Raw genomic sequence first — 25544 nt, forward strand, 5'->3', positions numbered from 1 at the left:
GAGTTGGACAAACAGGCAGAGCAGTTCAAGTTACCCGCCCGCCGAGAACGAAGTTACCCAAGGTGCATCAAAGCCAAACCACAGAAGTATGCGACGAGAAAACCTAGTAAAAACAATGCCAGTCAGGCTTAACTGACTGGCATTAGCCATCGGCAGCCTTTTTTCAATCCTCGTACCCTGAATCGTCCCGGTACAGGTGCGGCATGATCCTCGCCATCTTCACCATGTTGTTCTCCACTTCGAGAATCTCGATAGGGTAGCCCGCCAGCCTGACACTGATGTTGGGTTGGGGGATCTCCTCAAGGTACTCCAGGATGGCGCCATTGAGGGTCCGTGGGCCGTCCATGGGCAGGTGCCAGTCCATCTCCTTGTTCAGCTCGCGGATGCTGGCGGAGCCTTCGACCAGGAAGGAGCCGTCCGGCTGGGGATGGATCTCGTCACTCGGGGTCGGTGTCATGGAGGTGGTGAAGTCACCGACAATCTCTTCCAGGATGTCGTCCAGGGTGATCAGCCCCTGAATATCGCCATATTCGTCGACGATAAGGCCAATTCGCTCCTTGTTGCGCTGGAACTTGGCCAACTGCACGTTGAGGGGGGTCCCCTGGGGGATGAAATAGATGGGGTCGACTTCCCGCAGCAGGCTGGACTTGCTGAACTGATCCCGGGCGACCAGTCTCAGGGCATCCCGTGAGTGCAGGAAGCCGACGACGTCATCGATATTGTCGCGATAGAGCAGGATCTTGGTGTGGGCGCAGTGGGCCAGCTGGCGCAGTATGATCTTCCAGTCGTCATTGATGTCGATGGCGGAGATCTCGCTGCGCGGGACCATGATGTTCTCCACCGTCATCTTGTCGAGATCCAGGATGCTTATCAGCATCTCCTGGTGGTGCTTGGGAATGAGATTGCCCGCCTCGTTGACGATGGTGCGCAGCTCTTCGGAATTGAGGGAGTCATCCTTGTTGTGCTCTAGACGCAAGAGTTTCAGCAGCAGGTTCGTGATGCTGTTGATGAGCCAGACAAGGGGGGTGAACGGCACCATCAGCCCCTTGAGGATCCAGGAGGCAGGGTAGGCTATCCGCTCGGGGAACATGGCCGCCAGTGTCTTGGGGGTGACTTCCCCGAATACCAGCACCACCAGGGTCAGCCCGAAGGTGGCAATGGCGACGCCGAGATCCCCGAACAGCCGGATGCAGACGATGGTCGCGATGGCGGAGGCCAGGATGTTGACCAGATTGTTGCCGATGAGAATGAGGCCAAGCAGGCGGTCCGGCCTGGCCAGCAGCTTCTCGACCCGGCGGGCAGCCTTGTGCTTGGTCTGGGCCAGATGCCGAAGCTTGTAGCGGTTGAGCGACATTAGACCGGTTTCGGAACTGGAGAAGAAGGCTGACAAAAGGATCAAGATAACGAGAACAATCAGCAATGTACTCGTTGAGATACTGTCCAAGAAGGGCTCCTGTAAGGATGGTTGGGGAATGTTCGTGCGTCAGCTAAGCAGCACTTCCTTGACGAAGCGGCTGCCAAAATAGGCCAGTGTCAGGATGAAGCTGCCGATGAGGCTCAGCATGATGACCTTGCGGCCGCGCCAGCCACGGGTATGGTGACCCCAGAGCAGCAGAGCGTAGACGCACCAGGCCAGGATAGAGAGGATGGCCTTGTGGGACTTGCCCTGGGCAAACATGTCTTCCAGGAAGAACAGGCCGGATGCGATGGAGAGAGTCAGCAGCAGCAGACCTGCGGAAATGAGCTGAAACAGGCGTTTCTCCACCGTCATCAGGGGTGGCATGGCTGGCAGGTGGCTGATCTTTCTGGATTTCAGTTGCCTGTCCAGGCAGGCAAGCTGGAGGGCAAACAAGCAGGCGATCATCAGTACCGAATAGGCCATCAGCGCGAGGCCTATGTGCAGCAGTAACTGGGGGTGCGCTTCCAGATGGGTGATGTAGCGCCCGGGAATGAGCGCGCTGGCTGCCAGCAGCAGGGCTGAAAAACTGTAGACGACGGGCAGCAGGATCCAGCCGTTGAAGCGTCGGGTGACGCAGGTCATGAAGCAACTGATGATAAGGCTGACCAGGGACGCCACGTTCAACATGCTGAGATTCTGGCCGGAATGGGTGGCCAGCACTTCGCTGCCCACCGCCATGCCATGGGCGGTCAGGGCCAGGCCGACACAGGCGAACAGCGATACTTGCCCGACGGGCTTGGCGCTGAGCAGCAGGTGCAGTGAGGCGATGATGGCCAGCAGGTAAAACGCCAGGGCCAGAACAGAGATCACGATCATAACCAGGTCGTTGTCAAACAAGCTTTATGGATAAGAGGGGCAGTATACCTTGCACAAGATATGCTCGCCAGTTGTGCCAGAGGCTAACTGCCCACATATAAGTAGGCGTTGATGGTCACCGTGCGGCGAATAATCGTCCTCCGGCGTTGACTGGGGTATACTGCCCTCCATTTGTTGACCTGCCCGTTCGATGGCAGGCCGCCGCGGCAAGCGGCGAGTAATCGTCCCTAGAGTGCTGACCGGGGTATAATGCCCCCAGTGTCACGCCAAAAACCGGAAAGCGTCATGTTTGAGAATTTGACTGAACGACTCTCGCGCACCCTGCGCAACGTCAGCGGCCGCGGCCGTCTGACCGAAGAGAACATCAAGGATACCCTGCGCGAAGTCCGCATGGCGTTGCTCGAGGCGGACGTCGCCCTGCCGGTGGTGCGCGATTTCGTGGCGCGCGTCAAGGAACGTGCCGTGGGCCAGGAAGTGGCCAAATCCCTGAGTCCGGGCCAGGCCTTCATCAAGATAGTCCATGGCGAACTGGTCACCGTGATGGGGGAGGCCAACGAACAGCTCAACCTGGCTGCCCAGCCGCCGGCCATCATCCTGATGGCAGGTCTTCAGGGGGCCGGTAAGACCACTACGGTCGGCAAACTGGCCAAACTGCTCAAGGAGCGCAGCAAGAAAAAGGTGCTGGTGGTCAGTGCGGACGTCTACCGTCCGGCGGCGATCAAGCAGCTTGAGACCCTTGCGGGCGACATCGGTGTCGACTTCTTCCCGAGTGATGCCAGCCAGAAACCGATCGCCATTGCCACTGCCGCCATCGATCAAGCGCGCAAGAAGTTCTATGACGTGGTGATCGTCGATACTGCCGGTCGTCTGCACGTCGATGGCGAAATGATGGCGGAGATCCAGGATCTGCACGCCACCATCAAGCCGGTCGAAACCCTGTTCGTGGTGGATGCCATGACAGGCCAGGATGCTGCCAATACCGCCAAGGCCTTCAACGAAGCGCTGCCGCTCACCGGTGTGATCCTTACCAAGGCAGACGGTGATGCCCGCGGTGGTGCCGCACTGTCGGTGCGTCACATCACCGGTAAACCGGTCAAGTTCATCGGTATGGGCGAGAAGACCGACGCGCTGGAGCCGTTCCACCCGGATCGTCTCGCCTCCCGCATCCTCGGCATGGGGGATGTGCTCTCTCTCATCGAAGAGGTGGAGCGCAACGTCGATAAAGAGAAGGCGGCCAAGCTGGCCAGCAAGGTCAAGAGCGGCAAGGGCTTCGACCTGGAAGACTTCCGTGAGCAGCTGGCCCAGATGCGCAACATGGGTGGCATGATGGGGATGCTCGACAAGCTGCCCGGCATGTCCGGCCTGCCGGACAACATCAAGGATCAGATGGATGACAAGCTCACCGTGCGGATGGAGGCCATTATCAGCTCCATGACGCCGAAAGAGCGTGCCCATCCCGATCTCATCAAGGGCTCCCGCAAGCGCCGCATCGCTGCGGGCTCCGGCATGCAGGTCCAGGATGTGAACAAGCTGCTCAAGCAGTTCACCGAGATGCAGCGCATGATGAAGAAGATGTCCGGCAAGGGCGGCATGCGCAAGATGATGGGCCAGATGAAGAACATGCTGCCCCCCGGATTCGGTGGTGGCAGTCGCGGTCCGTTCTGATTTTCCTGCTGGTCAGGCAGAAAGGCTCACCCTGGTGAGCCTTTTTCATGCCAATCCCTGCGCAAAAAATAGCTGGCTTGGTTGCAATTATTACGAATCCAAGTAGAATTACGCGGCTTATTTTAAGCTAGGGTCTGCGTATTTGCAGGCCTTGTTCATTAGATGTTTATGAGGACGATATGGTAACCATTCGTTTACAACGTGGTGGCGCGAAAAAGCGTCCGTTCTACCAGGTAGTAGTTGCTGACAGCCGTAACGCCCGTGACGGTCGTTTCATCGAGCGCGTCGGTTTCTTCAACCCGGTTGCTGCTGGTAACGCTGAAAAGCTGAACCTGGACCTGGCTCGTATCGAGCATTGGGTTGCTACTGGTGCCGCTGTTTCTGACCGCGTTGCCAAGCTGATCAAAGACGCTGCCAAAGCTGCTTAATCAGCCAAACGGTAGGGAGTTAAGGTGGAAAAACCTGTAGTTCTGGGCACCCTGGGGACCGTTTACGGAATCAAGGGCTGGCTTAAAGTGAACTCCTTCACCGATGTTGCCGAAGCGATTTTCGATTACAACCCCTGGCTGATCAATCAGAACGGGGCGTGGCGTGAAATCCGGGTGTCATCCTGGAAGCGTCACAACAAGGGTCTGATCTGCAAACTCGATGGTATCGATGTGCGTGAGGATGCCCTGGCATTGACCAACGTCGAGATTGGCGTCCCCGCCGATCTGTTGCCTGCGTTGCCCGAAGGGGAGTTCTACTGGCGTGACCTCATTGGTTGCACCGTGGTAACCACCAAGGGATACGACCTGGGCAAGGTGACCGAATTGATGGAAACCGGCTCCAACGATGTGTTGGTGGTTGAGGCCAATGTAAAAGATGCCTTTGGTGCAAAGGAGCGGTTGATACCGTTCCTGGAAGAGCAGGTGATCAAGAATATTGATCTGACTGCTCGAACAATCGAAGTTGATTGGGATCCTGGTTTCTAGTTTCCCGCGCTAACACGGGTGCCGGAGGTTTCTTATGTGGATTGGGGTCATTAGCCTCTTCCCGGAAATGTTCCGAGCCATTACCGAGCACGGGGTAACGGGTCGGGCCGTCAAGAGTGGCCTGCTGCAAATTGAGTGCTGGAACCCTCGGGACTTCACCCACGACAAACACCGTACGGTCGATGATCGTCCTTATGGTGGTGGGCCCGGCATGTTGATGATGGTTCAGCCGCTGCGTGATGCCATTCATGCAGCCAAGCAAGCGGCGGGAGACGGGGCGAAAGTCATCTATCTCTCTCCTCAGGGACGCAAGCTGACTCAAGCGGGCGTGACCGAGTTGGCGACGAATCAGAAACTGATTCTGGTCGCCGGTCGATACGAAGGTATCGATGAGCGCGTGATACAAACCGAAGTCGACGAAGAGTGGTCTATCGGAGATTACGTGTTAAGTGGCGGCGAGTTGCCTGCCATGACCCTGATCGATGCGGTTTCGCGTCTGGTCCCGGGGGTCTTGGGTGATCAGGCCAGTGCCGAGCAGGACTCCTTCACGGATGGGCTGCTGGATCATCCCCACTATACTCGGCCGGAGGTGTTGGATGGGCTGACGGTGCCCGAGGCGCTGACAAGCGGCAATCACGAAGTGATTCGGCGCTGGCGACTCAAGCAATCGCTCGGACGAACCTGGCAGAGAAGGCCGGAACTTATTAACAACCTAGCTCTGACTGACGAGCAAGAATCACTTCTTGCCGAGTATGTCCGCGAAGTGCGTGACAGCGTTAAGTAGAGTTTTCAGTTTATCCTAGGTAAGGAAAGACAATGAGCAAGATTATTCAGCAGCTTGAACAAGAGCAACTGCGTACCGACATCCCGGCTTTTGCCCAGGGCGACACCGTACGTGTTCAAGTTCGTGTTAAAGAAGGTGGTAAAGAGCGTCTGCAGGCTTTCGAAGGCATCGTGATTGCCAAGCGTAACCGCGGTCTGCACTCTGCTTTCACCGTTCGCAAGATCTCCAACGGTGAAGGTGTTGAGCGTGTATTCCAGACTCACTCTCCGCTGATCCACAGTGTAGAACTGAAGCGTCGTGGTGATGTTCGCCGCGCCAAACTGTACTACCTGCGCAACCTGTCCGGCAAAGCTGCTCGTATCAAAGAGAAGCTCAACTAATTCGATTCGAATTGGTGTCGGTATGTCGGCGAAAAGCTCGACAGGTAGTGAAAAGGCTCGCCAATGGCGAGCCTTTTTTGTATCCGTGTGCGGGGTATTGGCTCAACTGGGCTGGCTGACCCGCACCACAGAGTTGTCACGCCCGAAGGGGCCAGGCACGTAGTCGTCCGCCTCCCAGTCGTTGTCATAAAGGGTTTCACCATCGGGTTGCACTAGCTGATAGCAATACTCGAAATGGCTGGGGCCATCGGTCGGCAGGTTGAGTGTCGCCTTGAACTCCCCGTTTTTCATCCTCTTCAGTTCAATGGGCTGCCACTGGCTGAATTCACCCAGCAGCAAGACCTGCTCGGCATCACCGGCGGCCTCCTTTTCGACGGCAAAGGTCACCTTGACCTCGGGACGGGATTTGAGGAATTGCTTGTTGATCGGCATATGGACTCCTTGTCACTGGCTGCGAAGAAAGTAGTGCTGGTTATTTTTATATCACTTTATGACAAGGATGTTGATAAACAGGATCAAAGGGGGAGGGCAAAATGGCGCTTCAGGAGCTGATGGGTGAACTCGATCTTGAGGTAGAAGCCCCGTGGTAGCGTCATGATGGGTTGGCCATTGCGGCCGATGGCGCGGGTCAGCGCCTTGCTGTTGGCCGCCTTGGGGCGCAGCTGCAATACCAGGCCGTGGCGGGCGCTGATCTGCTCCACTTCCCCCAGCACTATCATGTCCATCAGCTCTTCCCAGTCCTGGCGCAGCAGTCCTTCTTCCTCTTCATTCGGGCTCCATAGTAGCGGCATGCCGACGCGACGGTCGCCGACAGGGATGTCGCGGCTGCCTTCCACCGGGATCCAGAGCACCCGCGACAGCTTGTTGCGCACGTTCGACTCCTCCCAGCGCTGGCCGCTGACCCCGATGAGGGGGGCCACGCAGACAAAGGTGGTTTCCAGCGGGCGCCCTTGAGGATCGACGGGGATCGTCTTGAGCTCGATACCGAGATCCGGAAAATCCTGCTCGGGACGGCTACCTGCACTGGCCCCCAGCTGCCACTCGATCAACTGCCCTGTCCAGCCCTTGTCACGCCTGAGATCCCGCGGTACGGGGATGCCTGCCGTTGCGGCAAGCTGGGCCAGAGTGAAGCCCGCCATGGCGTAGGCTCGACTGAGCAGCTCTTGTTCTGACTGGGGATTGGCGGGCATGAGGGCTCCTCTGGAGATAATAGACATCGCAATACGGATCCTTGCATGGTATCGCTGATTTTGTAACCGATCCTCGCCCGACTATACACAGGGAGACATGGGTGACAGAATTCAACATATCTAAATGATTTTAAAGGTTTTTACTTTATTTATCCAGTATGTTGGCCCGCCGGATCCCCGCATAAACGAGTTGTCCAAGGGTTTGTGCGAGCTGTTGCACACAGTTATCCACAGAAATCTTGGATAACTGGCGTAAAGTGGTGAAAGGAAGCGTGGCACCAGAAATAAATGTGAGAGTACGCCAATTTTCAGCGCCATTTCGGTGCAGATAATGCGCCATATCTGTGGATAAATCCGTCTTGGTGGATCTTTGAGCAGTCGAACTTGTTCACAATTGACAGGCTGGATCCTCTTAGGCAAAAGACATGGATCTTGATCCAGCAATTAAACTATAACCTTATGTATTTAAATGTATATTTTGTTTTTAAGTGAATCGGGTATGATATGCTTCCGTGCAATGCCACAGTATAAAACTACTGTATATACCTGCTTGATCACAGGTTTATGCACAGTCTGGGTGGGCAACTTGCCTAGCATGAACCTTCAATTTGTTTATAACTTTGCTTGAAATGCCAAGTTATTCATGAATGGAAGATGACAGTCCCTGTTTGCCGCCACGGGGTGAATGTGGAACAATCTCGTTATAGATTCAGCCTTTATAAGGTGATCACGTGATAGATGGTGACGGATTTCGTCCCAATGTCGGCATCGTGATCTGTAACCGTGACGGACAAGTATTGTGGGCTAAGCGCTATGGGCAGCACTCCTGGCAGTTTCCGCAGGGGGGGGTTGATGATGGTGAATCGCCGGAACAGGCCATGTATCGTGAGCTGTATGAGGAGATAGGCCTCAAGCAGGACGATGTGACCATACTGGCGACCAGTCGCAACTGGCTGAAGTATCGCTTACCCAAACGACTCGTCCGCTGGGACAGTTCACCGGTCTGTATTGGCCAGAAGCAGAAATGGTTTTTGTTGCAGCTCGATCCTGGCAAAGAGTCCAGGATCCAGTTTGGCTGTCATGGTCACCCGGAATTTGATGATTGGCGTTGGGTCAGCTTCTGGTACCCGGTTCGTCAGGTCGTCTCCTTCAAGCGGGAGGTTTACCGCCGGGTGATGAAGGAGTTTGCCCCGCTGGCCATGCCAGTCCCCGTGGTGCAGGCTAACCGAAAAGATGGGCGGCGCAACCGCTCGCGTTAAGGAGCACAACTAGTTGCTGACGGAACTCAGACGCATCGTGGAAAGCATGGCCGAGGCCAACACCCTCGAACAGGCCTTGCAAGCATTGGTGAGCCAGACCCGGCTCGCCATGACGGTGGACTGCTGCTCCGTCTACGTGGCCGAGCCCGACATGCGCCGCTATCGACTGGCTGCGACCGATGGTCTGGCCGAATCGGCTGTGGGCAAGGCCACCCTGCCGTTCGAGCAGGGTATCGTCGGTCTGGTGGGTCAGCGTGAAGAGCTGATCAACCTGGCCGATGCCCCCTCCCATCCCAGTTTCAAGTTCCTGCCCGATGTGGCGGAAGAGGCGTTTCGCTCCTTCCTCGGCGCTCCCATCATGCATCAGCGTCAGGTGGTGGGGATTCTGGTCGTGCAGCAGAAGGAGAGCCGCCTCTTCGATGAGGGGGAGGAGTCCTTCATGGTCACCCTGGCAGCTCAGCTGGCTGCCCGCATCGCCCAGGCCCAGGCCAAGGGGTGGCTGCAGAAGACCGACTGGAGCAAGCCGCTGCGCGGTATTGCCGGGGCGAGTGGCATCGCCATCGCCAAGGCCTGGGTGTGGCGTCCGCGCAAGGCGCTCAATACCATCACACCGCGCAAGGACGAGGATCATGCCAAGCAGCTTGCCCGTCTCGAGCTGGCGGTGGAGGAAGTGCGCCATGATCTGGAGAGCCTGGCACTGCGCTTTCGCGAGAGCTACAGCCAGGACTCGGTCGCCATCTTCGACATCTATCTGCACCTGTTGAACGATCCCGGCTACATCAAGCCCATCCGCAACAAGGTCAGCAAGGAACACTGGACGGCGATCTCGGCGGTCAAACTCATCAGCGATCGGCTGATAGAGCAGTTCAAGGGGATGAAGGATCCCTATCTGCGGGAGCGCTCCACCGATGTGAAAGACATCGCCCAGCGGCTCATCAGCCGGCTGGTGCAGGACGAACCCGAGCAGCTCACCATCGGCGAACCCGTGGTGCTGGTCGCCGATGAAGTGACGGCCACCATCCTTGCGGAGATCCCGAGGGAATTTCTGAGCGGTGTGGTGTCGCTCAAGGGCGGGACCAACTCCCATGCCGCCATCCTGGCCCGTGCCATGGGGGTGGCGGCCATCATGGGGGTGGATCTGCCCCTCGGTGACATCGGCGGGCGCACTCTGGTCATCGATGGCTACAGCGGCGATCTCTTCATCGAACCCAACCAGGTGATCCTGACCGAGTACCGGCAACTGCTGAGTGAGGAGCGGGCACTCGACACCCTGGTGCGTAGCGTCGACAGCCAGCCCTCCGAGACTGCCGACGGCACCAAGGTCTCTCTGCTGCTCAACGCAGGGCTGAGTGCGGATACCGAGATCTCCCTCAATCATCTGGCGGACGGGGTCGGGCTCTATCGCACCGAAATTCCCTTCATGCTGCAGGACAGCTTCCCTTCGGAGTGGGAGCAGACTGCCCGCTATCGCGGGATCCTGGAAACCTATCGGGATCGCCCGGTTTGCATGCGGACTCTGGACGTGGGGGGGGACAAGCAACTGCCCTATTTCCCCATCGTGGAGGAAAATCCCTTCCTTGGTTGGCGGGGGATCCGGCTCACCCTGGATCACCCCGAACTCTTCTTGGTGCAGCTCAAGGCCATGTTGCGGGCCAGCGAAGGGCTGGACAATCTGGCCATCATGCTGCCGATGATCAGCAGCGTCAGTGAAATCAAGGCCTCCCGTCGTCTGCTGGATCAGGCGTGGCGCGAGGTGTCGGAAGAAGCGGCCAGCCGCGATGCGGTGATCCGCTACCCCAGTCTCGGGGTGATGATCGAAGTCCCCTCCGCGCTGTACATCCTGCCGGAGATGGCGCCGCTCATCGACTTCTGGTCTGTGGGCAGCAACGACCTGACCCAGTACCTGCTGGCGGTGGATCGCAACAATGCCCGTGTCGCCAGCATCTACGATGCCTTCCATCCCGCGGTGATCCGCGCTTTGCAACTGTTGGTCGATGCCTCCCGGCGCTATCACAAGCCGGTCTCTGTTTGTGGCGAGCTGGCTGGCGATCCGGTCGGAGTGCTGCTGCTGCTGGCCATGGGCTATCGTCGTTTCAGCATGAATACCCACAACATCTCCCGTATCAAATACGTGCTGCGGCAATCCGACCTTGGCGAGTTGAAGGCGCTGATGGCGGATGGTCTCAAGCATGACAATCCTCACGTGCTGCGGGGCCTGTTTGCCCGATATCTGGAAGAGCACGGTCTGGGCGGATTGCTGCGGGCTGGGCACAAGGTCAGGCTGCCCGATTGATATTCCACCTTGTTACTGCGTAAGAATGATCGGAGAATGCGGCTTTTCTTATGATTGGGGCCGCCTATGCAGCACGACGGATATTGGGTTTTCTCGCAGATTGATCCCGTAGCATTCAGTTTGGGACCATTATCGGTACGCTGGTATGGTCTCATGTACCTGTTCGGTTTTGCCTTCGCCATGTGGCTGGCAGGTCGCCGCGCCGATGCACCCAATAGCGGCTGGACCCGCAACGAGGTATCCGACCTGCTGTTCTACGGCTTCCTTGGGGTGATCCTGGGAGGGCGCATCGGTTACGTGCTGTTCTATAACTTCGATCTCTTCCTCGCAGACCCGACCTATCTGTTCAAGATATGGACCGGTGGCATGTCGTTCCACGGTGGCCTCATCGGGGTGATCACCGCCATGATCTGGTTTGCCCACAAAACCCAGCGCCACTTCTTCACCGTGGCGGATTTCGTGGCGCCGCTGATTCCGTTTGGCCTCGGCGTCGGCCGCATCGGCAACTTTATGAACGGCGAGCTGTGGGGTCGGGTGACCGATGTCCCCTGGGCCATCATCTTCCCCGAGGCTGGGCCCGAGCCGCGTCACCCGTCCCAGCTTTACCAGTTCGCGCTGGAAGGGGTGGTGCTCTTCATCATCCTGAACCTGTTCTGGCGCAAGCACCCACCCCGTGGCGCCATTTCCGGGATGTTCCTGCTGTTCTACGGTCTGTTCCGCTTCCTGGTGGAGTTTGTTCGTCAACCAGACAGCCAGCTGGGTCTCTACTTCAATGAGATCAGCATGGGTCAGATCCTTTCTACCCCGATGATAGTGGCGGGGGGGCTCATGGTCTGGGCCGCCTACAAGCAGCCCCGTCTGTTCGGCAATGCACCGAAGGAGGCGAAGTAATGCGTGCCTATCTCGACCTGATGCAGAAAATTCTGGATGAAGGGACCGTCAAATCCGATCGCACCGGCACCGGGACAGTCTCCTTGTTCGGTCATCAGATGCGCTTCAATCTGGCGGAAGGATTCCCGCTGGTGACCACCAAGAAGTGCCACCTGCGCTCCATCATTCATGAGCTGCTCTGGTTCCTCAATGGCGATACCAACACCGCCTATCTGAAAGAGCACGGTGTCAGCATCTGGGATGAGTGGGCCGACGAGCACGGTGATCTGGGGCCTGTCTATGGTGCCCAGTGGCGCTCCTGGCCAGCGGCCGATGGATCCGTCATCGACCAGATCCAGAAAGCGGTGGATGACATCAAGCACAACCCGGATTCCCGCCGCATCATCGTCTCCGCATGGAACGTGGGCGAGCTGGACAAAATGGCGCTGGCACCCTGCCACGCCTTCTTCCAGTTCTATGTGGCGGATGGCAAGCTCTCCTGCCAGCTCTACCAGCGCAGTTGTGATGTTTTCCTTGGCCTGCCGTTCAACATTGCAAGCTATGCGCTGCTGACCCACATGATGGCGCAGCAGTGCGATCTGGAAGTGGGGGACTTTGTCTGGACCGGTGGCGATGTGCACCTCTATTCCAACCACATGGAGCAGACCGCACTGCAACTCACCCGCGAGCCGCGCCCCCTGCCACAACTGGTGATCAAGCGCAAACCTGACTCCATCTTCGATTACAGATTCGAGGATTTCGAGATCCAGGGCTATGATCCCCATCCTGGGATCAAGGCGCCTGTCGCTATTTGAGTAAGTAATGAGCCTGGGGCGAGTCCCGTCACTCAGGTGACGATGAATTGACACTCAGCTGTTAGAGGCGCCTGCGGGCGCCTTTTGCATTTTATGTGAATTTATATGCGGTGTTCCGGGTGGAGAGAAGGCTCTTGAAAGAGGGTAGTAACCGGCTTATAGCAGGCATTATCTGTTTTGCTTTCGGTTTTTTCGTTGTTATCGGCCGTTAGAAACGATTTTTCATTGAGCTACTCGGGCCCTATACTGAAAAAATGGAATCTTATGGGTAGTTAGATATGAGCGATGTATTCAAGCGTTTTCTCAAACTGGAGTCTGCTTCCGGGATCATTCTGATCCTGGCCGCCCTGCTTGCCATCGGCTTGGCCAATTCGGCGCTGGCGCAACACTATCAGAGCTTCCTCAATACCGAGGTGCAGGTTCGCATCGCGGCGCTCGACATCAACAAGCCGCTGCTGCTCTGGATCAACGATGGCTTCATGGCGATCTTCTTCCTTCTGGTGGGTCTCGAGGTGAAGCGAGAGATGCTGGAGGGGGCGCTTTCCTCCCGGGTGCAGGCAACCTTCCCGGCCATTGCCGCCGTGGGTGGGATGTTGGCACCGGCCCTCATCTATAGCTTCTTCAACTACGGAGACGAGGCTACCCGTGCTGGCTGGGCGATTCCGGCCGCAACCGACATCGCCTTCGCTCTCGGGGTCATGGCGCTGCTGGGCAAGCGGGTACCGACCAGCCTCAAGGTCTTCTTGCTGGCGCTGGCCATCATGGACGATCTGGGGGTCATCATCATCATTGCCCTCTTCTACACCCAGCAACTGTCGCTGACTGCGCTGGCGATAGGTGTGGTGGCCACCCTGACCTTGCTCTGGATGAATCGCCGTGGTGAGGACAGGATTGGACTCTATATGCTGGTCGGCCTGGTGCTCTGGGTTGCCGTGCTCAAGTCCGGTGTCCATGCGACCCTGGCGGGGGTCATCGTGGGCTTCATGATCCCCCTCAACGGCAAGCGTTACGCATCGCCACTCAAGCATCTGGAGCATGGGCTGCACCCCTGGAGCGCCTTCCTGATCCTGCCGCTGTTCGCTTTCGCCAACGCCGGGGTATCGCTGGAGGGGATCAACTTCTCGGCTCTGCTCAATCCGCTCCCCATGGGGATCATCCTGGGGCTCTTCGTCGGCAAGCCGCTCGGGATTTTCACCATCAGCTGGCTGGCTGTGAAATCAGGCATTGCCCAATTGCCGCAAGGAGTGAACTTCAGACAGATCTTTGCCGTCAGCATCCTGTGTGGCATCGGCTTCACCATGTCGATGTTTATCGCATCGCTGGCATTCGAGCATGGCGGACTGGACTACGGCAGCTACTCGCGCCTCGGGATCCTGGCAGGTTCCACACTCGCGGCCGTGATCGGTTACATCGCCCTGCGGATATCGCTGCCCAATCGGGAGGCGAATCAAAGTACGGAGGGGTTATGAGAAAACTAGGATGGTTAGTCATGCTGGCGAGCCCTGCACTCTGGGCAGATAGTCTGGCCGATTGTCAGCGGGATGCCACCTCGGCAAGTTGTTCTGCCTATCTCAACGGGGTGGTCGACAGCGCACTCATGCTGGGGGACTCTCAGGTAAAAGCCCGGTTCGGAGAGACCTTCGCCGAACGGGCACTGAGCAGTCGTGCCGGCGAGCGAGTCAAGCTGTCCAACAAGCGCTATTGCACCGAGCGAATGCCGGATGCCGGTCGTCTCAAGGCCCATCTGCAGGCACAGTTCGACGCGAACAAGGTTGACTCGATCAGCGACATGTATGACATTCTGGCGGTTGAACTCAGCTGCTACCGGAGCCCGCCTAGCGCGGGAACCCCATCGGATGTCACACCTTAACTACAACCATCTCTACTATTTTTGGATGACTCAGAAGAAGGGCTCCGTCACGCAGGCGGCGGAAGCCCTCTTTTTGACTCCGCAGACCGTGACCGGTCAGATCAAACTGCTTGAGCAGCGTCTTGGCGGCAAGTTGCTGATCAGAAAGGGGCGCTCCCTTGAGGCCACCGAGCTTGGCCAACTGGTGTTTCGCTATGCTGACAAGATGTTCAGCCTCTCCTACGAGATGCTGGATATCGTCAATTACCGCAAGGAGAGCCAGATCCTGTTCGACGTCGGCATCGCCGATGCACTCTCCAAGCGTCTTGCCAGCCGGGTACTGCTCTCCGTGATCCCCAATGACGGTTCCATTCACCTGCGCTGCTTCGAGTCGACCCATGAACTGCTCCTGGAGCAGTTGAGCGAGCACAAGCTCGACATGATCCTCTCTGACTGCCCGGTGGACTCCAGCCAGCATGCCGGGTTGCTGTCCAAGCGCCTGGGGGGATGCGGCGTCAGTTTCTTCTGCAAGGCGCCTCTGCCCTCCCAGCCTTTCCCTGCTTGCCTGGAAGAGCGCAAGTTGCTCATCCCGGGCCGCCGTACCGCCATGGGTCGTCAACTGACCCAGTGGTTCGAGCAGCAGGGAATTTCCCCCAGCATTCTGGGAGAATTCGACGATGCGGCGCTGATGAAGGCGTTCGGTTTCTTCAACCAGGGCATCTTCATGGCTCCGACCATCTATCGAGAAGAGATCCTGGAGGGGGAGGAGGTGATGCTGCTAGGTGAAACCCAGGATCTGATGGAGGAGTATTACGTCATCTTTGCCGAGCGGATGATCCAACATCCTGCGGTCAAGCGGGTATGCGAAAGTGATTTCTCCTTCCTCTTTGCGGGGCAGGAGGATTTCACGGCCATTCAGCCAGCAAGCCTCTCGTTTTAAATCGACGGTGACGGCGCTATGATGCCTGTCTTGGAAGAGGAGGGTGAGATGCAATTGGAAGAAATGGAAGCGAATGCCGGGCGTGCCGTCACCCTGCTCAAGGCATTGGCCAATGAACGGCGGCTGTTTATCTTGTGCCAGTTGCTGGATAGAGAGCTGTCGGTCGGCGAGCTGAACGAGGTCTTGGGATTGAGCCAGTCAGCCATGTCGCAGCATCTGGCGGTGTTGCGCCGGGATGAGCTGGTGGCGACGAGGAAGGAAGCCCAGACGGTCTATTACTCCCTGCGCAGCCATGAGGTGCGCGAGATGATCGGATTGTTGCACAGACTGTACTGTAGCGACCCCAAATAAAAAACCGGCACTAGGCCGGTTTTTTCAGCTTTCATCAGCGGATGCTGATTAAGCCATGGCTTTGATCTGGGCAGACAGGCGGCTCTTGTGACGAGCAGCTTTGTTCTTGTGGATCAGGCCTTTGGTCGCCATACGATCCATGATCGGCTGAGCAACAGCGAAAGCGGCAGTGGCAGCAGCCTTGTCACCAGAGGCGATGGCAGCGATCACTTTCTTCAGGTAGGTACGGGTCATGGAACGACGGCTGGCGTTGTGCTGACGACGTTTCTCTGACTGAAGAGCACGCTTCTTAGCAGATTTGATGTTAGCCAAGGTAAAACTCCTAAAACTGTCTTAGCGAGTGTATTGAAAAGGCCCGGAAATATGCCTTCCCAACCACATATTGTCAAATGATTTGTGCAAATAAACACCGCCCCCCGGTGGTGTGTCAGATGGGAGACGGTTAAACTGTCGGCCGATTCTAACAGCATTCTTTTCTTTCCGACAGTTCCAGAGGCCTCGTCTTGAGTAAGAAATTGATCAAATCCGGCATGATAGTGTCCGGAATGACGCTGGCATCCCGTGTGATGGGCTTGGTGCGCGATGTGGTCATCGCCAATTTGCTCGGTGCCGGGGTGGCCGCAGACGTCTTCTTCTTCGCCAATCGCATTCCCAACTTCTTGCGCCGTCTCTTTGCCGAAGGGGCATTCAACCAGGCCTTCGTGCCCGTGATGACGGAGTACAAGAAAAATGGTGACGAGCAGGCGGTTCGGGAGCTGCTGGCGGCGGTGGCGGGCACCCTGGGTGGTATCGTCACCGTGGTCACCTTGCTCGGGGTGCTGGGTTCCGGTGTCCTGACGGCCCTCTTTGGCTGGGGCTGGTTCTGGGACTGGCTGCATGGCGGACCGGCGGCGGAGAAGTTCGAGCTGGCCAGTCTGATGCTCAAGATCACCTTCCCCTACCTCTGGTTCATCACCTTCACCGCCATGGCGGGGGCCATTCTCAATACCTTTGGCCGTTTTGCCGTGTCCTCCTTCACGCCGGTATTCCTCAACATCACCATGATTGCGGCGGCCTGGTGGATCGCGCCCTTGATGGAGCGCCCCGAAATCTCCCTGGCGATCGGTGTCTTCCTCGGCGGTCTGGTCCAGTTTTTGTTCCAGTATCCTTTTCTGCGCCAGCTCAACATGCTGGTCTGGCCCAAGTGGGGTTGGCACCATCCGGGGGTGGTGAAGATCCGCACCCTGATGATCCCGGCGCTGTTCGGGGTGTCGGTCAGCCAGATCAACCTGCTGATCAACACCATGCTGGCGTCGTTCCTGGCTACCGGTGCCATCAGCTATCTCTATTACTCGGACAGGTTGCTGGAGTTTCCCCTCGGCCTCTTTGCTGTGGCCATCAGCACGGTGATCCTGCCTGCCCTGGCCAGAAAACACGTGGATGCGGATCCGGCTGATTTCTCTCGCACCATGGATTGGGGGGTACGCATGGTGATGCTGCTCGGCTTGCCAGCCATGGTCGGCATCGCCGTGCTGCGCGAGCCCATACTGCGGGTACTTTTCATGCGCGGTGAGTTCGGTCTGCACGAGGTGAGCATGTCCAGTGCGAGCCTGCTGGCCTCCACCACGGGGCTGCTCTCCTTGATGCTCATCAAGGTGCTGGCCCCCGGTTATTACGCCCGCCAGGACACCAGGACGCCGGTGCGTATCGGCATCATGGCCATGGTAGCCAACATGGTGTGCAACCTTATTTTCATCTATCCGCTCGGCTACGTCGGGCTGGCGCTGGCGACCGCCTGCTCCGGCACGCTGAACGCCGTACTGCTGTTCAAGGGGCTCTATCAGCAGGATGTCTATCGCCCTTCCCGCAACACCGGGCTGTTCTGCCTCAAGCTCTTGGCGGCAACGGTCTTGATGGGGGGGCTTCTGGCCTATCTGTCACCGGATCTCGCCCAATGGGGTGCCTGGAGCATGGGCAAGGCCAGCCTGGAGTTGACCCTGCTGCTCTGCCTGGGCGGAGCGTTGTATGGCATTGTCCTCTTGGCATTGGGGATCCGGCCACGGCACCTGAGAGCCGGTCAGCAATAAGGAGCCAGCTGCAAGGGAGGGGGACAGTACAGGGGAGATGGGGGAGCGGTCTCAGGGGCTGTCGAGTTGGCCCGCCAACGAGGTGCGATGCTCCTGGCCGAGTCCGAGAAGCGAGCGGGATGGCTAAATCGGGTCAACGGCAGGGCTGACCCTGCCTGCTGCCTGATATATAATCCGCCGATTTCCATGGCAGCAACGCACAAGGCACTGATGGAGCTTATTCGCGGCATTCACAATATCAAGCCCCGTCACCGGGGCTGTGTATTGACCATAGGCAACTTCGATGGGGTTCATCAGGGGCATCACGCGGTGTTGGCCCGTTTGCAGGAGAAGGCCGCCCAACTTGGCCTGCCGGCCTGCGTCATGTTGTTCGAACCCCAGCCGCTGGAGCTGTTTGCGGGCAGTGCCGCGCCCGCCCGCCTCAGCCGCTGGCGGGAGAAGTACGAAGCCCTCAAGGGAATGCAGATCGATCGCATGCTCTGCGTGCGTTTCACCCATCGTTTTGCCGAGCAGGAGGCCAGCACCTTCATCGAGCAACTGCTGGTGGAGAAACTCGGCGTGCACTATCTGGTGGTCGGCGACGACTTTCGCTTCGGCAAGGGGCGGGAAGGGGACTTCCACCTGCTGGAAGAGGCGGGGCGACGCTTCGGGTTCGAGGTGATCAGCACCCAGAGCTTCCAGCTTTCCCGTCAGCGGGTCAGCAGCACCCTGGTGCGCGAGGCCCTCAGGGCCGGGCGCATGGCGGAGGTGGAGCTGATGCTCGGTCGCCCCTATGCCATCAGCGGTCGGGTGGCCCACGGCGACAAGCTGGGGCGCACCATAGGTTTTCCCACCGCCAATCTGGCCCTCAAACGCCAGGTTGTCCCGGTCGGTGGCGTGTTTGCGGTGGAAGTGATATGTTCCGGCAAGACCTTCCCCGGTGTCGCCAATGTGGGTGTACGGCCGACCTTGAGCGGTACACAAGCCAGATTGGAAGTACATCTATTTGATTTTTCTGGTGATCTATATGGTCAGCAGGTCAAGGTGCTGCTTCGCCACAAGCTGCGCGAAGAGCAGAAGTTTGACTCTTTCTCCGCCTTGAAAGAGCAGATCGAACGAGATGCCCTGGCGGCCCGAGCCTGGTTCGGGCTGCCACAATTTCATTTACCCAGCACTCTTTTAGAAAAGAAGGGAACCCAGGACTGATGAGCGACTATAAACACACCCTGAATCTGCCGGAAACCGAGTTTCCGATGCGTGGCGATCTGGCCAAGCGCGAACCCAACATGCTGAAACGTTGGTACGATCAGGATCTTTACGGCGCCATTCGCCGCGCCAAAGCGGGCAAGCCTTCTTTCATTCTGCACGATGGCCCCCCCTATGCGAACGGCAGCATTCACATCGGTCACTCGGTCAACAAGATCCTCAAAGACATCATCATCAAGTCCAAGGGCCTCTCCGGCTTTGATTCCCCCTATGTGCCGGGCTGGGACTGCCACGGTCTGCCCATCGAGCTGAAAGTGGAAGGCATGGTCGGCAAGCCGGGGGAGAAGGTTTCCGCCGCCGAGTTTCGCGCCGAGTGCCGCAAATATGCCAAGACCCAGATTGAAGCGCAGAAGACCGACTTCATCCGTCTGGGCGTGCTGGGTGACTGGGAACACCCCTACCTGACCATGGATTTCGGCACCGAAGCCAACATCATCCGCTCCATGGCGAAGATCGTGGCCAACGGCCACCTACACAAGGGCTCCAAGCCGGTGCACTGGTGTACCGACTGCGGCTCCGCACTGGCTGAGGCCGAAGTGGAGTACTACGACAAGAACTCCCCCTCCATCGACGTGCGCTTCAAGGCCGTCGACGAGGCTGCCGTCGCCGCCAAGTTTGATTGCGCCGAAGGCCACACCGGCAAGGGCGTGATCTCTGCCGTGATCTGGACCACCACCCCCTGGACCCTGCCGGCCAACCGCGCCATCGCCATGCACGCCGATCTGGACTACGCCCTGGTGCAGGTGGAGGGCGAGCATCCCGAGCGCCTGATCCTGGCCGCCGAGCTGGTCAAGGACGTGATGGACAGGGCCGGCATCGAGAAGTTCCACAACCTGGGCTACGCCAAGGGCGCGGCGCTCGAGCTGCTGCGCTTCAACCACCCCTTCTACCACTTCGATGTGCCGGTGGTGCTGGGTGACCATGTCACTCTGGACGCCGGTACCGGCGCGGTGCACACCGCCCCTGGACACGGTCAGGAAGACTTCGTGGTCGGTCAAAAGTACGGCCTGGAAGTGGCCAACCCGGTTGGCAGCAACGGCGTCTATCTGCCGGATACCGAGCTGTTTGCCGGCCAGCACGTGTTTAAGGCCAACGCCTCCGTGGTCGAGGTGCTGACCGAGCGCGGCGCCCTGCTTCACCACAAGGTGTTCAACCACTCCTACCCGCACTGCTGGCGCCACAAGACCCCGATCATCTTCCGTGCCACCCCGCAGTGGTTCATCAGCATGGAGCAGAAGGGTCTGCGCAAGCGCGCCCTCGAAGAGATCGAGCGCATCGAGAAAGAAGGCATTGCCCAGCACGGCCAGAGCGGCTGGGTGCCGGCCTGGGGCAAGAACCGCATTCAGGCCATGGTCGAGAACCGTCCCGACTGGTGCATCTCCCGTCAGCGTACCTGGGGCGTGCCCATCTCCCTGTTCGTTCACAAGGATACCCAGGAGCTGCACCCGGATTCCGTCCGCCTGATGGAAGAGGTGGCCAAGCGGGTCGAGCAGTCCGGCATCCAGGCCTGGTGGGATCTGGACAAGGCCGAGCTGCTGGGCGCGGACGCCGACAACTACGAGAAGGTGCTCGACACCCTGGACGTCTGGTTTGACTCAGGTTCTACCCACTCCTCCGTGGTCGATGCCCGTCCCGAGTTCAACGGCAAGCCGGCCGACATGTATCTGGAAGGCTCTGACCAGCACCGTGGCTGGTTCATGTCCTCCTTGATGATCGGTGTGGCGATGAAAGACAAGGCCCCCTACAACCAGGTGCTGACTCACGGCTTCACCGTGGATGGCCAGGGTCGCAAGATGTCCAAGTCCATCGGCAACGTGGTGAGCCCGCAAGATGTAATGAACAAGCTGGGTGCCGACATCCTGCGTCTGTGGGTAGCGAGCACTGACTACACCGGCGAGATGACCGTCTCCGACGAGATCCTCAAGCGCTCTGCCGACGCCTATCGTCGTATCCGCAACACTGCTCGCTTCCTGCTGGCCAACCTGAACGGCTTCAATCCGGCGACCGATATGGTGGCGCCTGCGGACATGGTGGTGGTGGATCGCTGGGCCGTGGGTCGTGCCAAAGCGGTACAGGCCGAGATCGTGACCGCGTTCGACGAGTACAACTTCCACGGCGTGACCCAGAAGCTGATGCAGTTCTGCTCCATCGAGATGGGTTCCTTCTATCTGGACGTCATCAAGGATCGTCAGTACACCGCCAAGGCAGACAGCCTGGCCCGTCGCTCCTGCCAGACCGCCCTCTATCACATCGCCGAGGCCATGGTGCGCTGGATGGCGCCCATCATGAGCTTCACTGCCGACGAGATCTGGGCCCTGCTGCCGGGCGAGCGCGGCGAGTTCGTGTTCACCGAGGAGTGGTACGACGGCCTGTTCGGGCTTGAAGCGGGCGAAGTGCTGAACGACGAGTTCTGGGCCGAGATCCTCACCGTGCGCGGTGAAGTGAACAAGGCGCTGGAAGTGGCCCGTGGCGAGAAGCGCATCGGTGGCTCCCTGCAGGCCGAACTGACCCTGTTCGCCAAGCCGGAACTGGCTGCCCGCCTGAACGCCCTGGCCGATGAGCTGCGCTTCGTGCTGCTCACCTCCAAGGCCAGGGTGGTCAGCGTCGATGCCGCACCGGCAGAGGCCGTGGCGACCGAGCGCGACGACCTGTGGCTCTGCGTGGCGCAGTCTGCCGCCGCCAAGTGCGACCGCTGCTGGCACCATGTGGAAGACGTGGGCACCATCGCGGGTCACGAAGAGATCTGTGGCCGCTGTGTCACCAACGTCGAGGGTGACGGCGAAACGCGTCAATTTGCCTGATGAACATGACTCAGAACGAGATGAACAACAAAACCGGCCTGCGTTGGCTGTGGCTGGCGGTGCTGGCCTTCGTACTGGACCAGGCGAGCAAGCTCGCCGTGGTCAAGCTGCTGCCGTTTGGCTATCCGGGGGTGGAGATCACCCCCTTCTTCAACCTGGTCCACGTCTACAACAAGGGGGCGGCCTTCAGCTTCCTGGCCGATCAGGGGGGCTGGCAGCGCTGGTTCTTCGCCCTGCTGGCGTTTGCCATCTGCGGTCTGCTGATCCATTGGTTGCGCAAGCAGTCGGTGACCCAGCGCTGGAGCGGTATCGCCTACAGCCTGATCATCGGCGGGGCGCTCGGCAACGTGTTTGACCGGCTGGTGCTGGGCCATGTGGTCGACTTCCTCGACTTTTACTGGCAGCGTGCCCACTGGCCGGCGTTCAACCTGGCGGACAGCTTCATCTTCATCGGTGCCGCCATGATCGTGCTGGATGGCTTCCGTGGCGAGAAAAAACAGGACGCGACCTCATGAGCCAGTCGATTGCTGCGGACAGCAGCGTGCTGTTCCACTTCTCTATCAAACTGGAAGACGGCTCGGTGGCCGACAGCACGGCGCTGCACGGCAAGCCGGCCCGTCTGCGGATGGGAGACGGCAGTCTGACGCCGAGCTTCGAGCAATGCCTGCTGGGGTTGCGAGCAGGGGAGAGCAAGAGCTTCACCCTGGTGCCGGAAGAGGCCTTTGGCCTCTCCAACCCCGATAACATCTACCATCTCGACCGCGCCAAGTTCGGTGCCGATGTAGAGCCCAAGGTAGGTACCATCATACTGTTCGACCAGCCCAACGGCAGCGAGCTGCCCGGGATCATCCGGGCGGTGGAAGGGATGTCGGTCACGGTCGATTTCAACCACCCCCTGGCCGGTCACACCGTCACCTTCGAGGTGGAGATCCTGGGGGTTGATGACGAGGAGAAGGTTCACTGATGGATATTCTGCTGGCTAACCCCCGTGGCTTCTGCGCCGGTGTCGACCGGGCCATCAGCATCGTCGAGAGCGCGCTGGAGAAGTTCGGTGCCCCCATCTATGTCCGCCACGAGGTGGTGCACAACCGCTACGTGGTGAACAAGCTGAAGGAGGCGGGCGCCGTCTTCGTCGAGGAGCTGGACGAGGTGCCGGACGACAGCATCGTCATCTTCTCCGCCCACGGCGTGGCCAAGACGGTGCGCGAGATGGCCAAGTCCCGCGCCCTCAAGGTGTTCGATGCCACCTGTCCGCTGGTGACCAAGGTGCACATGGAGGTCCATCGCGCCAGTCGCAAGGGCTCCGAGGCCGTGCTCATCGGCCATGCCGGCCACCCCGAGGTGATCGGCACCATGGGACAGTACGAGAACAGTGAGGGTGGCATGTATCTGGTGGAGACGCCGGAAGATGTGGCCAAACTCAAGGTGAAGAACCCGGACGACCTCTGTTTCGTCACCCAGACGACACTCAGCGTGGATGAGACGTCAGACGTCATCGATGCCTTGCGTGCGCACTTCCCCAAGATCCAGGGGCCGCGCAAGGATGACATCTGCTACGCCACCCAGAACCGCCAGGATGCGGTGCGGGAGATGGCCGGGCTGGTGGACGCCATGCTGGTGGTGGGATCGCGCAACTCTTCCAACTCCAACCGACTGCGGGAGCTGGCCGAGAAGGTGGGCGCCAAGGCCTACCTCATCGACGATGCCTCCATGATTGAGCCGCAATGGCTGGACGGGGTTGCCCGTATCGGGGTCACGGCGGGTGCGTCAGCCCCCGATGTGCTTGTTCAGAATGTCATCGCCCGGCTGCGCGAGCTGGGAGGCAAGATAGTGACCGAGCATCCTGGCCGGGAAGAGAATGTGGTGTTTGAAGTGCCGCCCGAGCTTAGAATTATTTGAATGTGGCCAGGATGGCCTGAGAATAAAGAGTTATGTTCCTGATGCCGGATTTGTCGTTGCGACCTATCCGGCATTAGACTATATGAACCGCCAGTCACCAAGGATGGGTTATGATTGGGTTCTATCGAGGCTTTTCTCTCATTGAATTGATGATTGTCGTCGCAATCGTGGCGATTCTTGGCACTATTGCCTATCCCTCCTATCAGCGTTACCTGCTGTCCAGCCACCGAATTGATGCCAAAAAAATGCTGTTGGACGCCGCCAACAGACAAGAAACCTATTTTATGGACTTCAATCGGTATACCTCATCCGCAGCCGATTTGAATATCTCGGAGAACTCCGAATCCGGCTTCTATCACCTGGTCATCTCAGCCGGGGTCAATACATACATCCTGTTTGCCACAGCCTCTGGTGCGCAGGGGTCAGACAGCGACTGCATCATTTTCTCCATCGACCAGGATGGCACCCGGAGTGCCACCCGGCTCGGGGATACCGTCAACAATGCTTGCTGGGACTAGGCGATGAAACCACTGCACCATCGACACACGAGGGGATTCAGCCTGCTGGAGGTGATGATTGCGGCCGTGGTGCTCTCCTTCGGCTTGCTGGGATTGGTTGCCATGCAGGTCACCGCCAAGTTTTCCAGCTACGAAGCGCGTCAGCGCACCATCGCCAACTGGCTGGCCAATGATCTGGTCGAACGCGCCAGGATCAACAAAGACAGCTGGGCTGGTCAGGGAACGACAGTGGTATCCGGCAACGCGATCCTGGATATGCCGAGCTGTGCCAACAACAATGGCACCATGTCGGATTGCAGCAGGACTGAGCGGCAGGCACTGGACCTCTTCTACTGGCAGCAGTCTCTGCTGGGAACCGCGGTATCCGGTGCCGCGTCACCTCTGCAATCTCCGGTCGGCTGCGTGATTCGTGGCGCCAACAACAGTTTGACCATAGGGATCTTCTGGCAGGGGCGGGAGTCTCTGTCCGATGGTGCCGTTGCAGTGGCCGCGGTGCGCAACAGTTGTGGGTTGGGCAATGCAGCAGACAGACAGAGGCGTCAGTTCGTACTGACGACCACACTATGAATGCCCGCGGCTTCACCCTGATTGAATGGTTGATTGCCATGTTGATCGGCGTATTTCTGGTCGGTGGCGGCTTGAGCATCTTCGTGACTTCCCGCGCCACAACGGAAGATGCTTTCGATCAGAGCGAGTTGCAGGAAAATGGCCGTATCGCCATGCGTCTGCTCACCCAGGATCTGAAATGGGCCGGCTTCTGGGGGGATTATACGGGGTCTCCAATGACTAAAGACTTGGGGATAACCTTAAGTAGCGGGACTACTGTAGCAAAAGATTGTTTAGATGACTTAGATCGTGGCAGTTTTCCAACTAGTACAGGTTCACTACGTTCATTCTGGGTTGCGCATATAGATGGAAATAGAACCGTGATAGGAGGGGGGCTCGACTGCATTGATGTCGGTGACCGTATAGCCAATTCAGACGTTGTGAGTATCAAGCGATTAGTTGGAAACTCTTTGGAATCTAAAGATCTAGTGACTACACGCTTTTATCTTGCAACTACAACACAGTCAGCCTACCTATTCAAAAAGGGGGAGGCCATCCCCGGCACCATGATAAACCCGCAGTTGTGGGAATATCAGCATTTTATTTACTACCTATCTCCTAATTCAAAAAATGGCAACCCTGAGCTGCGTAAGCGATATTTAACGCCTGGGGGTGGTTCCAGGGCAAGATCGCGAACGTTTTTTAAGCAGGGCATGAGGATTTGACCGACCGAACAGGGTGTGATCTTATACTCTCTTTTACGGGAGTTTCGTCATGAACCATCAAGCGGCATTTACCCAATTCTTCTCCGAACTTGAAGACCC

At 58.3% G+C, this 25544-nt stretch carries 27 protein-coding genes; 22 read left to right on the forward strand and 5 right to left on the reverse strand.

Features of this window, described 5'->3' with window-relative positions; translation table 11 throughout:
- Positions 1 to 163: 163 nt before the first annotated feature.
- Positions 164 to 1444 carry a CNNM domain-containing protein gene (locus tag MUW49_RS14940; RefSeq protein ID WP_244812917.1) on the reverse strand — a complete coding sequence of 427 codons (1281 nt, stop codon included), beginning with the start codon at positions 1442 to 1444 and terminating at the stop codon, positions 164 to 166.
- Between the two features lie 39 nt (positions 1445 to 1483).
- A complete protein-coding gene (gene ccsA / locus MUW49_RS14945) occupies positions 1484 to 2275 on the reverse strand; it encodes a cytochrome c biogenesis protein CcsA (RefSeq protein WP_039040017.1) in 792 nt (263 codons plus the stop codon).
- A gap of 285 nt (positions 2276 to 2560) precedes the next feature.
- Between ccsA and ffh the strand changes: the two genes are divergently transcribed.
- From ffh to rplS, 5 genes are all read left to right on the forward strand, one after another.
- Positions 2561 to 3940, forward strand: a complete 1380-nt coding sequence (ffh, locus tag MUW49_RS14950) for a signal recognition particle protein (RefSeq protein ID WP_104455239.1) — start codon at positions 2561 to 2563, stop codon at positions 3938 to 3940.
- Between the two features lie 179 nt (positions 3941 to 4119).
- The gene (rpsP, locus tag MUW49_RS14955) at positions 4120 to 4368 is read left to right on the forward strand and encodes a 30S ribosomal protein S16 (RefSeq protein WP_010673084.1); all 249 of its coding nucleotides are present in this window, start codon (positions 4120 to 4122) and stop codon (positions 4366 to 4368) included.
- Between the two features lie 24 nt (positions 4369 to 4392).
- On the forward strand, positions 4393 to 4914 hold the full coding sequence (gene rimM, locus MUW49_RS14960; protein ID WP_039039979.1) for a ribosome maturation factor RimM: 522 nt from the start codon (positions 4393 to 4395) through the stop codon (positions 4912 to 4914).
- A 34-nt stretch (positions 4915 to 4948) separates the two neighbouring features.
- The gene (gene trmD, locus MUW49_RS14965; RefSeq protein WP_010673086.1) at positions 4949 to 5698 is read left to right on the forward strand and encodes a tRNA (guanosine(37)-N1)-methyltransferase TrmD; all 750 of its coding nucleotides are present in this window, start codon (positions 4949 to 4951) and stop codon (positions 5696 to 5698) included.
- 32 nt (positions 5699 to 5730) lie between these two features.
- Positions 5731 to 6078 (forward strand): 50S ribosomal protein L19, encoded by a 348-nt coding sequence (gene rplS / locus MUW49_RS14970; protein WP_005313505.1) that lies wholly within the window; start codon positions 5731 to 5733, stop codon positions 6076 to 6078.
- 102 nt (positions 6079 to 6180) lie between these two features.
- On the opposite strand, the gene MUW49_RS14975 is transcribed toward rplS, so the two are convergent.
- Positions 6181 to 6510 carry an isoamylase early set domain-containing protein gene (locus MUW49_RS14975; protein ID WP_103260846.1) on the reverse strand — a complete coding sequence of 110 codons (330 nt, stop codon included), beginning with the start codon at positions 6508 to 6510 and terminating at the stop codon, positions 6181 to 6183.
- Positions 6511 to 6593: 83 nt separating this feature from the next.
- Positions 6594 to 7268, reverse strand: coding sequence for a DNA mismatch repair endonuclease MutH (mutH, locus tag MUW49_RS14980; RefSeq protein WP_104451889.1), 675 nt, complete (start codon positions 7266 to 7268; stop codon positions 6594 to 6596).
- Positions 7269 to 7999: 731 nt separating this feature from the next.
- Here mutH and rppH point away from each other — a divergent pair.
- The 8 genes from rppH to MUW49_RS15020 all read left to right on the forward strand — a co-directional run bounded on the left by rppH (position 8000) and on the right by MUW49_RS15020 (position 15645).
- Entirely contained in the window at positions 8000 to 8527 is a 528-nt protein-coding gene (rppH, locus tag MUW49_RS14985; protein WP_010673089.1) for an RNA pyrophosphohydrolase, read from the forward strand.
- 13 nt (positions 8528 to 8540) lie between these two features.
- Positions 8541 to 10820, forward strand: coding sequence for a phosphoenolpyruvate--protein phosphotransferase (gene ptsP, locus MUW49_RS14990; RefSeq protein WP_042878854.1), 2280 nt, complete (start codon positions 8541 to 8543; stop codon positions 10818 to 10820).
- Between the two features lie 66 nt (positions 10821 to 10886).
- Entirely contained in the window at positions 10887 to 11711 is an 825-nt protein-coding gene (lgt, locus tag MUW49_RS14995; RefSeq protein WP_043153049.1) for a prolipoprotein diacylglyceryl transferase, read from the forward strand.
- Entirely contained in the window at positions 11711 to 12505 is a 795-nt protein-coding gene (thyA, locus tag MUW49_RS15000; RefSeq protein WP_039039983.1) for a thymidylate synthase, read from the forward strand. The genes lgt and thyA overlap by 1 nt, the downstream gene beginning before the upstream one ends.
- Before the next feature lie 278 nt (positions 12506 to 12783).
- Positions 12784 to 13974, forward strand: a complete 1191-nt coding sequence (gene nhaA / locus MUW49_RS15005) for a Na+/H+ antiporter NhaA (protein WP_104455241.1) — start codon at positions 12784 to 12786, stop codon at positions 13972 to 13974.
- A gap of 20 nt (positions 13975 to 13994) precedes the next feature.
- Positions 13995 to 14375, forward strand: coding sequence for a hypothetical protein (locus tag MUW49_RS15010; protein WP_201888074.1), 381 nt, complete (start codon positions 13995 to 13997; stop codon positions 14373 to 14375).
- Positions 14362 to 15294, forward strand: coding sequence for a transcriptional activator NhaR (nhaR, locus tag MUW49_RS15015; RefSeq protein WP_010673095.1), 933 nt, complete (start codon positions 14362 to 14364; stop codon positions 15292 to 15294). Before MUW49_RS15010 ends, nhaR begins: the two co-directional genes overlap by 14 nt.
- Before the next feature lie 48 nt (positions 15295 to 15342).
- Positions 15343 to 15645, forward strand: coding sequence for a metalloregulator ArsR/SmtB family transcription factor (locus MUW49_RS15020; protein ID WP_029313781.1), 303 nt, complete (start codon positions 15343 to 15345; stop codon positions 15643 to 15645).
- 48 nt (positions 15646 to 15693) lie between these two features.
- On the opposite strand, the gene rpsT is transcribed toward MUW49_RS15020, so the two are convergent.
- Positions 15694 to 15957 (reverse strand): 30S ribosomal protein S20, encoded by a 264-nt coding sequence (gene rpsT, locus MUW49_RS15025; protein ID WP_005308808.1) that lies wholly within the window; start codon positions 15955 to 15957, stop codon positions 15694 to 15696.
- 191 nt (positions 15958 to 16148) lie between these two features.
- Between rpsT and murJ the strand changes: the two genes are divergently transcribed.
- The 9 genes from murJ to MUW49_RS15070 all read left to right on the forward strand — a co-directional run bounded on the left by murJ (position 16149) and on the right by MUW49_RS15070 (position 25445).
- Positions 16149 to 17711 (forward strand): murein biosynthesis integral membrane protein MurJ, encoded by a 1563-nt coding sequence (gene murJ / locus MUW49_RS15030; RefSeq protein WP_029313784.1) that lies wholly within the window; start codon positions 16149 to 16151, stop codon positions 17709 to 17711.
- A 210-nt stretch (positions 17712 to 17921) separates the two neighbouring features.
- Positions 17922 to 18896 carry a bifunctional riboflavin kinase/FAD synthetase gene (gene ribF / locus MUW49_RS15035; RefSeq protein WP_244812920.1) on the forward strand — a complete coding sequence of 325 codons (975 nt, stop codon included), beginning with the start codon at positions 17922 to 17924 and terminating at the stop codon, positions 18894 to 18896.
- Positions 18896 to 21757, forward strand: a complete 2862-nt coding sequence (gene ileS / locus MUW49_RS15040) for an isoleucine--tRNA ligase (RefSeq protein ID WP_244812918.1) — start codon at positions 18896 to 18898, stop codon at positions 21755 to 21757. The genes ribF and ileS overlap by 1 nt, the downstream gene beginning before the upstream one ends.
- Positions 21757 to 22272: a signal peptidase II gene (gene lspA, locus MUW49_RS15045; RefSeq protein ID WP_042079282.1), complete on the forward strand. Its 516-nt coding sequence runs from the start codon at positions 21757 to 21759 to the stop codon at positions 22270 to 22272. The genes ileS and lspA overlap by 1 nt, the downstream gene beginning before the upstream one ends.
- The gene (gene fkpB, locus MUW49_RS15050; RefSeq protein ID WP_042079281.1) at positions 22269 to 22721 is read left to right on the forward strand and encodes an FKBP-type peptidyl-prolyl cis-trans isomerase; all 453 of its coding nucleotides are present in this window, start codon (positions 22269 to 22271) and stop codon (positions 22719 to 22721) included. The genes lspA and fkpB overlap by 4 nt, the downstream gene beginning before the upstream one ends.
- A complete protein-coding gene (gene ispH, locus MUW49_RS15055) occupies positions 22721 to 23656 on the forward strand; it encodes a 4-hydroxy-3-methylbut-2-enyl diphosphate reductase (RefSeq protein WP_161470506.1) in 936 nt (311 codons plus the stop codon). Before fkpB ends, ispH begins: the two co-directional genes overlap by 1 nt.
- A gap of 110 nt (positions 23657 to 23766) precedes the next feature.
- The gene (tppA, locus tag MUW49_RS15060) at positions 23767 to 24174 is read left to right on the forward strand and encodes a type IVa pilus pseudopilin TppA (protein WP_039039991.1); all 408 of its coding nucleotides are present in this window, start codon (positions 23767 to 23769) and stop codon (positions 24172 to 24174) included.
- Positions 24175 to 24177: 3 nt separating this feature from the next.
- Positions 24178 to 24741, forward strand: a complete 564-nt coding sequence (gene pilV / locus MUW49_RS15065) for a type IV pilus modification protein PilV (protein ID WP_039039992.1) — start codon at positions 24178 to 24180, stop codon at positions 24739 to 24741.
- Positions 24738 to 25445, forward strand: a complete 708-nt coding sequence (locus tag MUW49_RS15070) for a prepilin-type N-terminal cleavage/methylation domain-containing protein (protein WP_244812919.1) — start codon at positions 24738 to 24740, stop codon at positions 25443 to 25445. The genes pilV and MUW49_RS15070 overlap by 4 nt, the downstream gene beginning before the upstream one ends.
- The last annotated feature ends 99 nt before the right edge of the window (positions 25446 to 25544 follow it).

The sequence above is a fragment of the Aeromonas sp. LsrichE-8G genome (assembly GCF_022869435.1).
Taxonomy (GTDB): Bacteria; Pseudomonadota; Gammaproteobacteria; order Enterobacterales; family Aeromonadaceae; genus Aeromonas; species Aeromonas caviae.

Excerpts from the sequence above, each read along its gene's own strand:
- ispH (WP_161470506.1), top strand. The coding sequence starts at position 22,721 with ATGGATATTCTGCTGGCTAACCCCCGTGGCTTCTGCGCCGGTGTCGAC.
- ccsA (WP_039040017.1), bottom strand. The coding sequence starts at position 2,275 with ATGATCGTGATCTCTGTTCTGGCCCTGGCGTTTTACCTGCTGGCCATC.
- MUW49_RS15010 (WP_201888074.1), top strand. The coding sequence starts at position 13,995 with ATGCTGGCGAGCCCTGCACTCTGGGCAGATAGTCTGGCCGATTGTCAG.
- mutH (WP_104451889.1), bottom strand. The coding sequence starts at position 7,268 with ATGCCCGCCAATCCCCAGTCAGAACAAGAGCTGCTCAGTCGAGCCTAC.
- MUW49_RS15070 (WP_244812919.1), top strand. The coding sequence starts at position 24,738 with ATGAATGCCCGCGGCTTCACCCTGATTGAATGGTTGATTGCCATGTTG.
- pilV (WP_039039992.1), top strand. The coding sequence starts at position 24,178 with ATGAAACCACTGCACCATCGACACACGAGGGGATTCAGCCTGCTGGAG.
- lspA (WP_042079282.1), top strand. The coding sequence starts at position 21,757 with ATGAACATGACTCAGAACGAGATGAACAACAAAACCGGCCTGCGTTGG.
- nhaA (WP_104455241.1), top strand. The coding sequence starts at position 12,784 with ATGAGCGATGTATTCAAGCGTTTTCTCAAACTGGAGTCTGCTTCCGGG.
- rpsP (WP_010673084.1), top strand. The coding sequence starts at position 4,120 with ATGGTAACCATTCGTTTACAACGTGGTGGCGCGAAAAAGCGTCCGTTC.
- ribF (WP_244812920.1), top strand. The coding sequence starts at position 17,922 with ATGGAGCTTATTCGCGGCATTCACAATATCAAGCCCCGTCACCGGGGC.
- thyA (WP_039039983.1), top strand. The coding sequence starts at position 11,711 with ATGCGTGCCTATCTCGACCTGATGCAGAAAATTCTGGATGAAGGGACC.
- ffh (WP_104455239.1), top strand. The coding sequence starts at position 2,561 with ATGTTTGAGAATTTGACTGAACGACTCTCGCGCACCCTGCGCAACGTC.
- ileS (WP_244812918.1), top strand. The coding sequence starts at position 18,896 with ATGAGCGACTATAAACACACCCTGAATCTGCCGGAAACCGAGTTTCCG.
- nhaR (WP_010673095.1), top strand. The coding sequence starts at position 14,362 with ATGTCACACCTTAACTACAACCATCTCTACTATTTTTGGATGACTCAG.
- lgt (WP_043153049.1), top strand. The coding sequence starts at position 10,887 with ATGCAGCACGACGGATATTGGGTTTTCTCGCAGATTGATCCCGTAGCA.
- trmD (WP_010673086.1), top strand. The coding sequence starts at position 4,949 with ATGTGGATTGGGGTCATTAGCCTCTTCCCGGAAATGTTCCGAGCCATT.
- rplS (WP_005313505.1), top strand. The coding sequence starts at position 5,731 with ATGAGCAAGATTATTCAGCAGCTTGAACAAGAGCAACTGCGTACCGAC.
- tppA (WP_039039991.1), top strand. The coding sequence starts at position 23,767 with ATGATTGGGTTCTATCGAGGCTTTTCTCTCATTGAATTGATGATTGTC.
- MUW49_RS14975 (WP_103260846.1), bottom strand. The coding sequence starts at position 6,510 with ATGCCGATCAACAAGCAATTCCTCAAATCCCGTCCCGAGGTCAAGGTG.
- fkpB (WP_042079281.1), top strand. The coding sequence starts at position 22,269 with ATGAGCCAGTCGATTGCTGCGGACAGCAGCGTGCTGTTCCACTTCTCT.
- MUW49_RS15020 (WP_029313781.1), top strand. The coding sequence starts at position 15,343 with ATGCAATTGGAAGAAATGGAAGCGAATGCCGGGCGTGCCGTCACCCTG.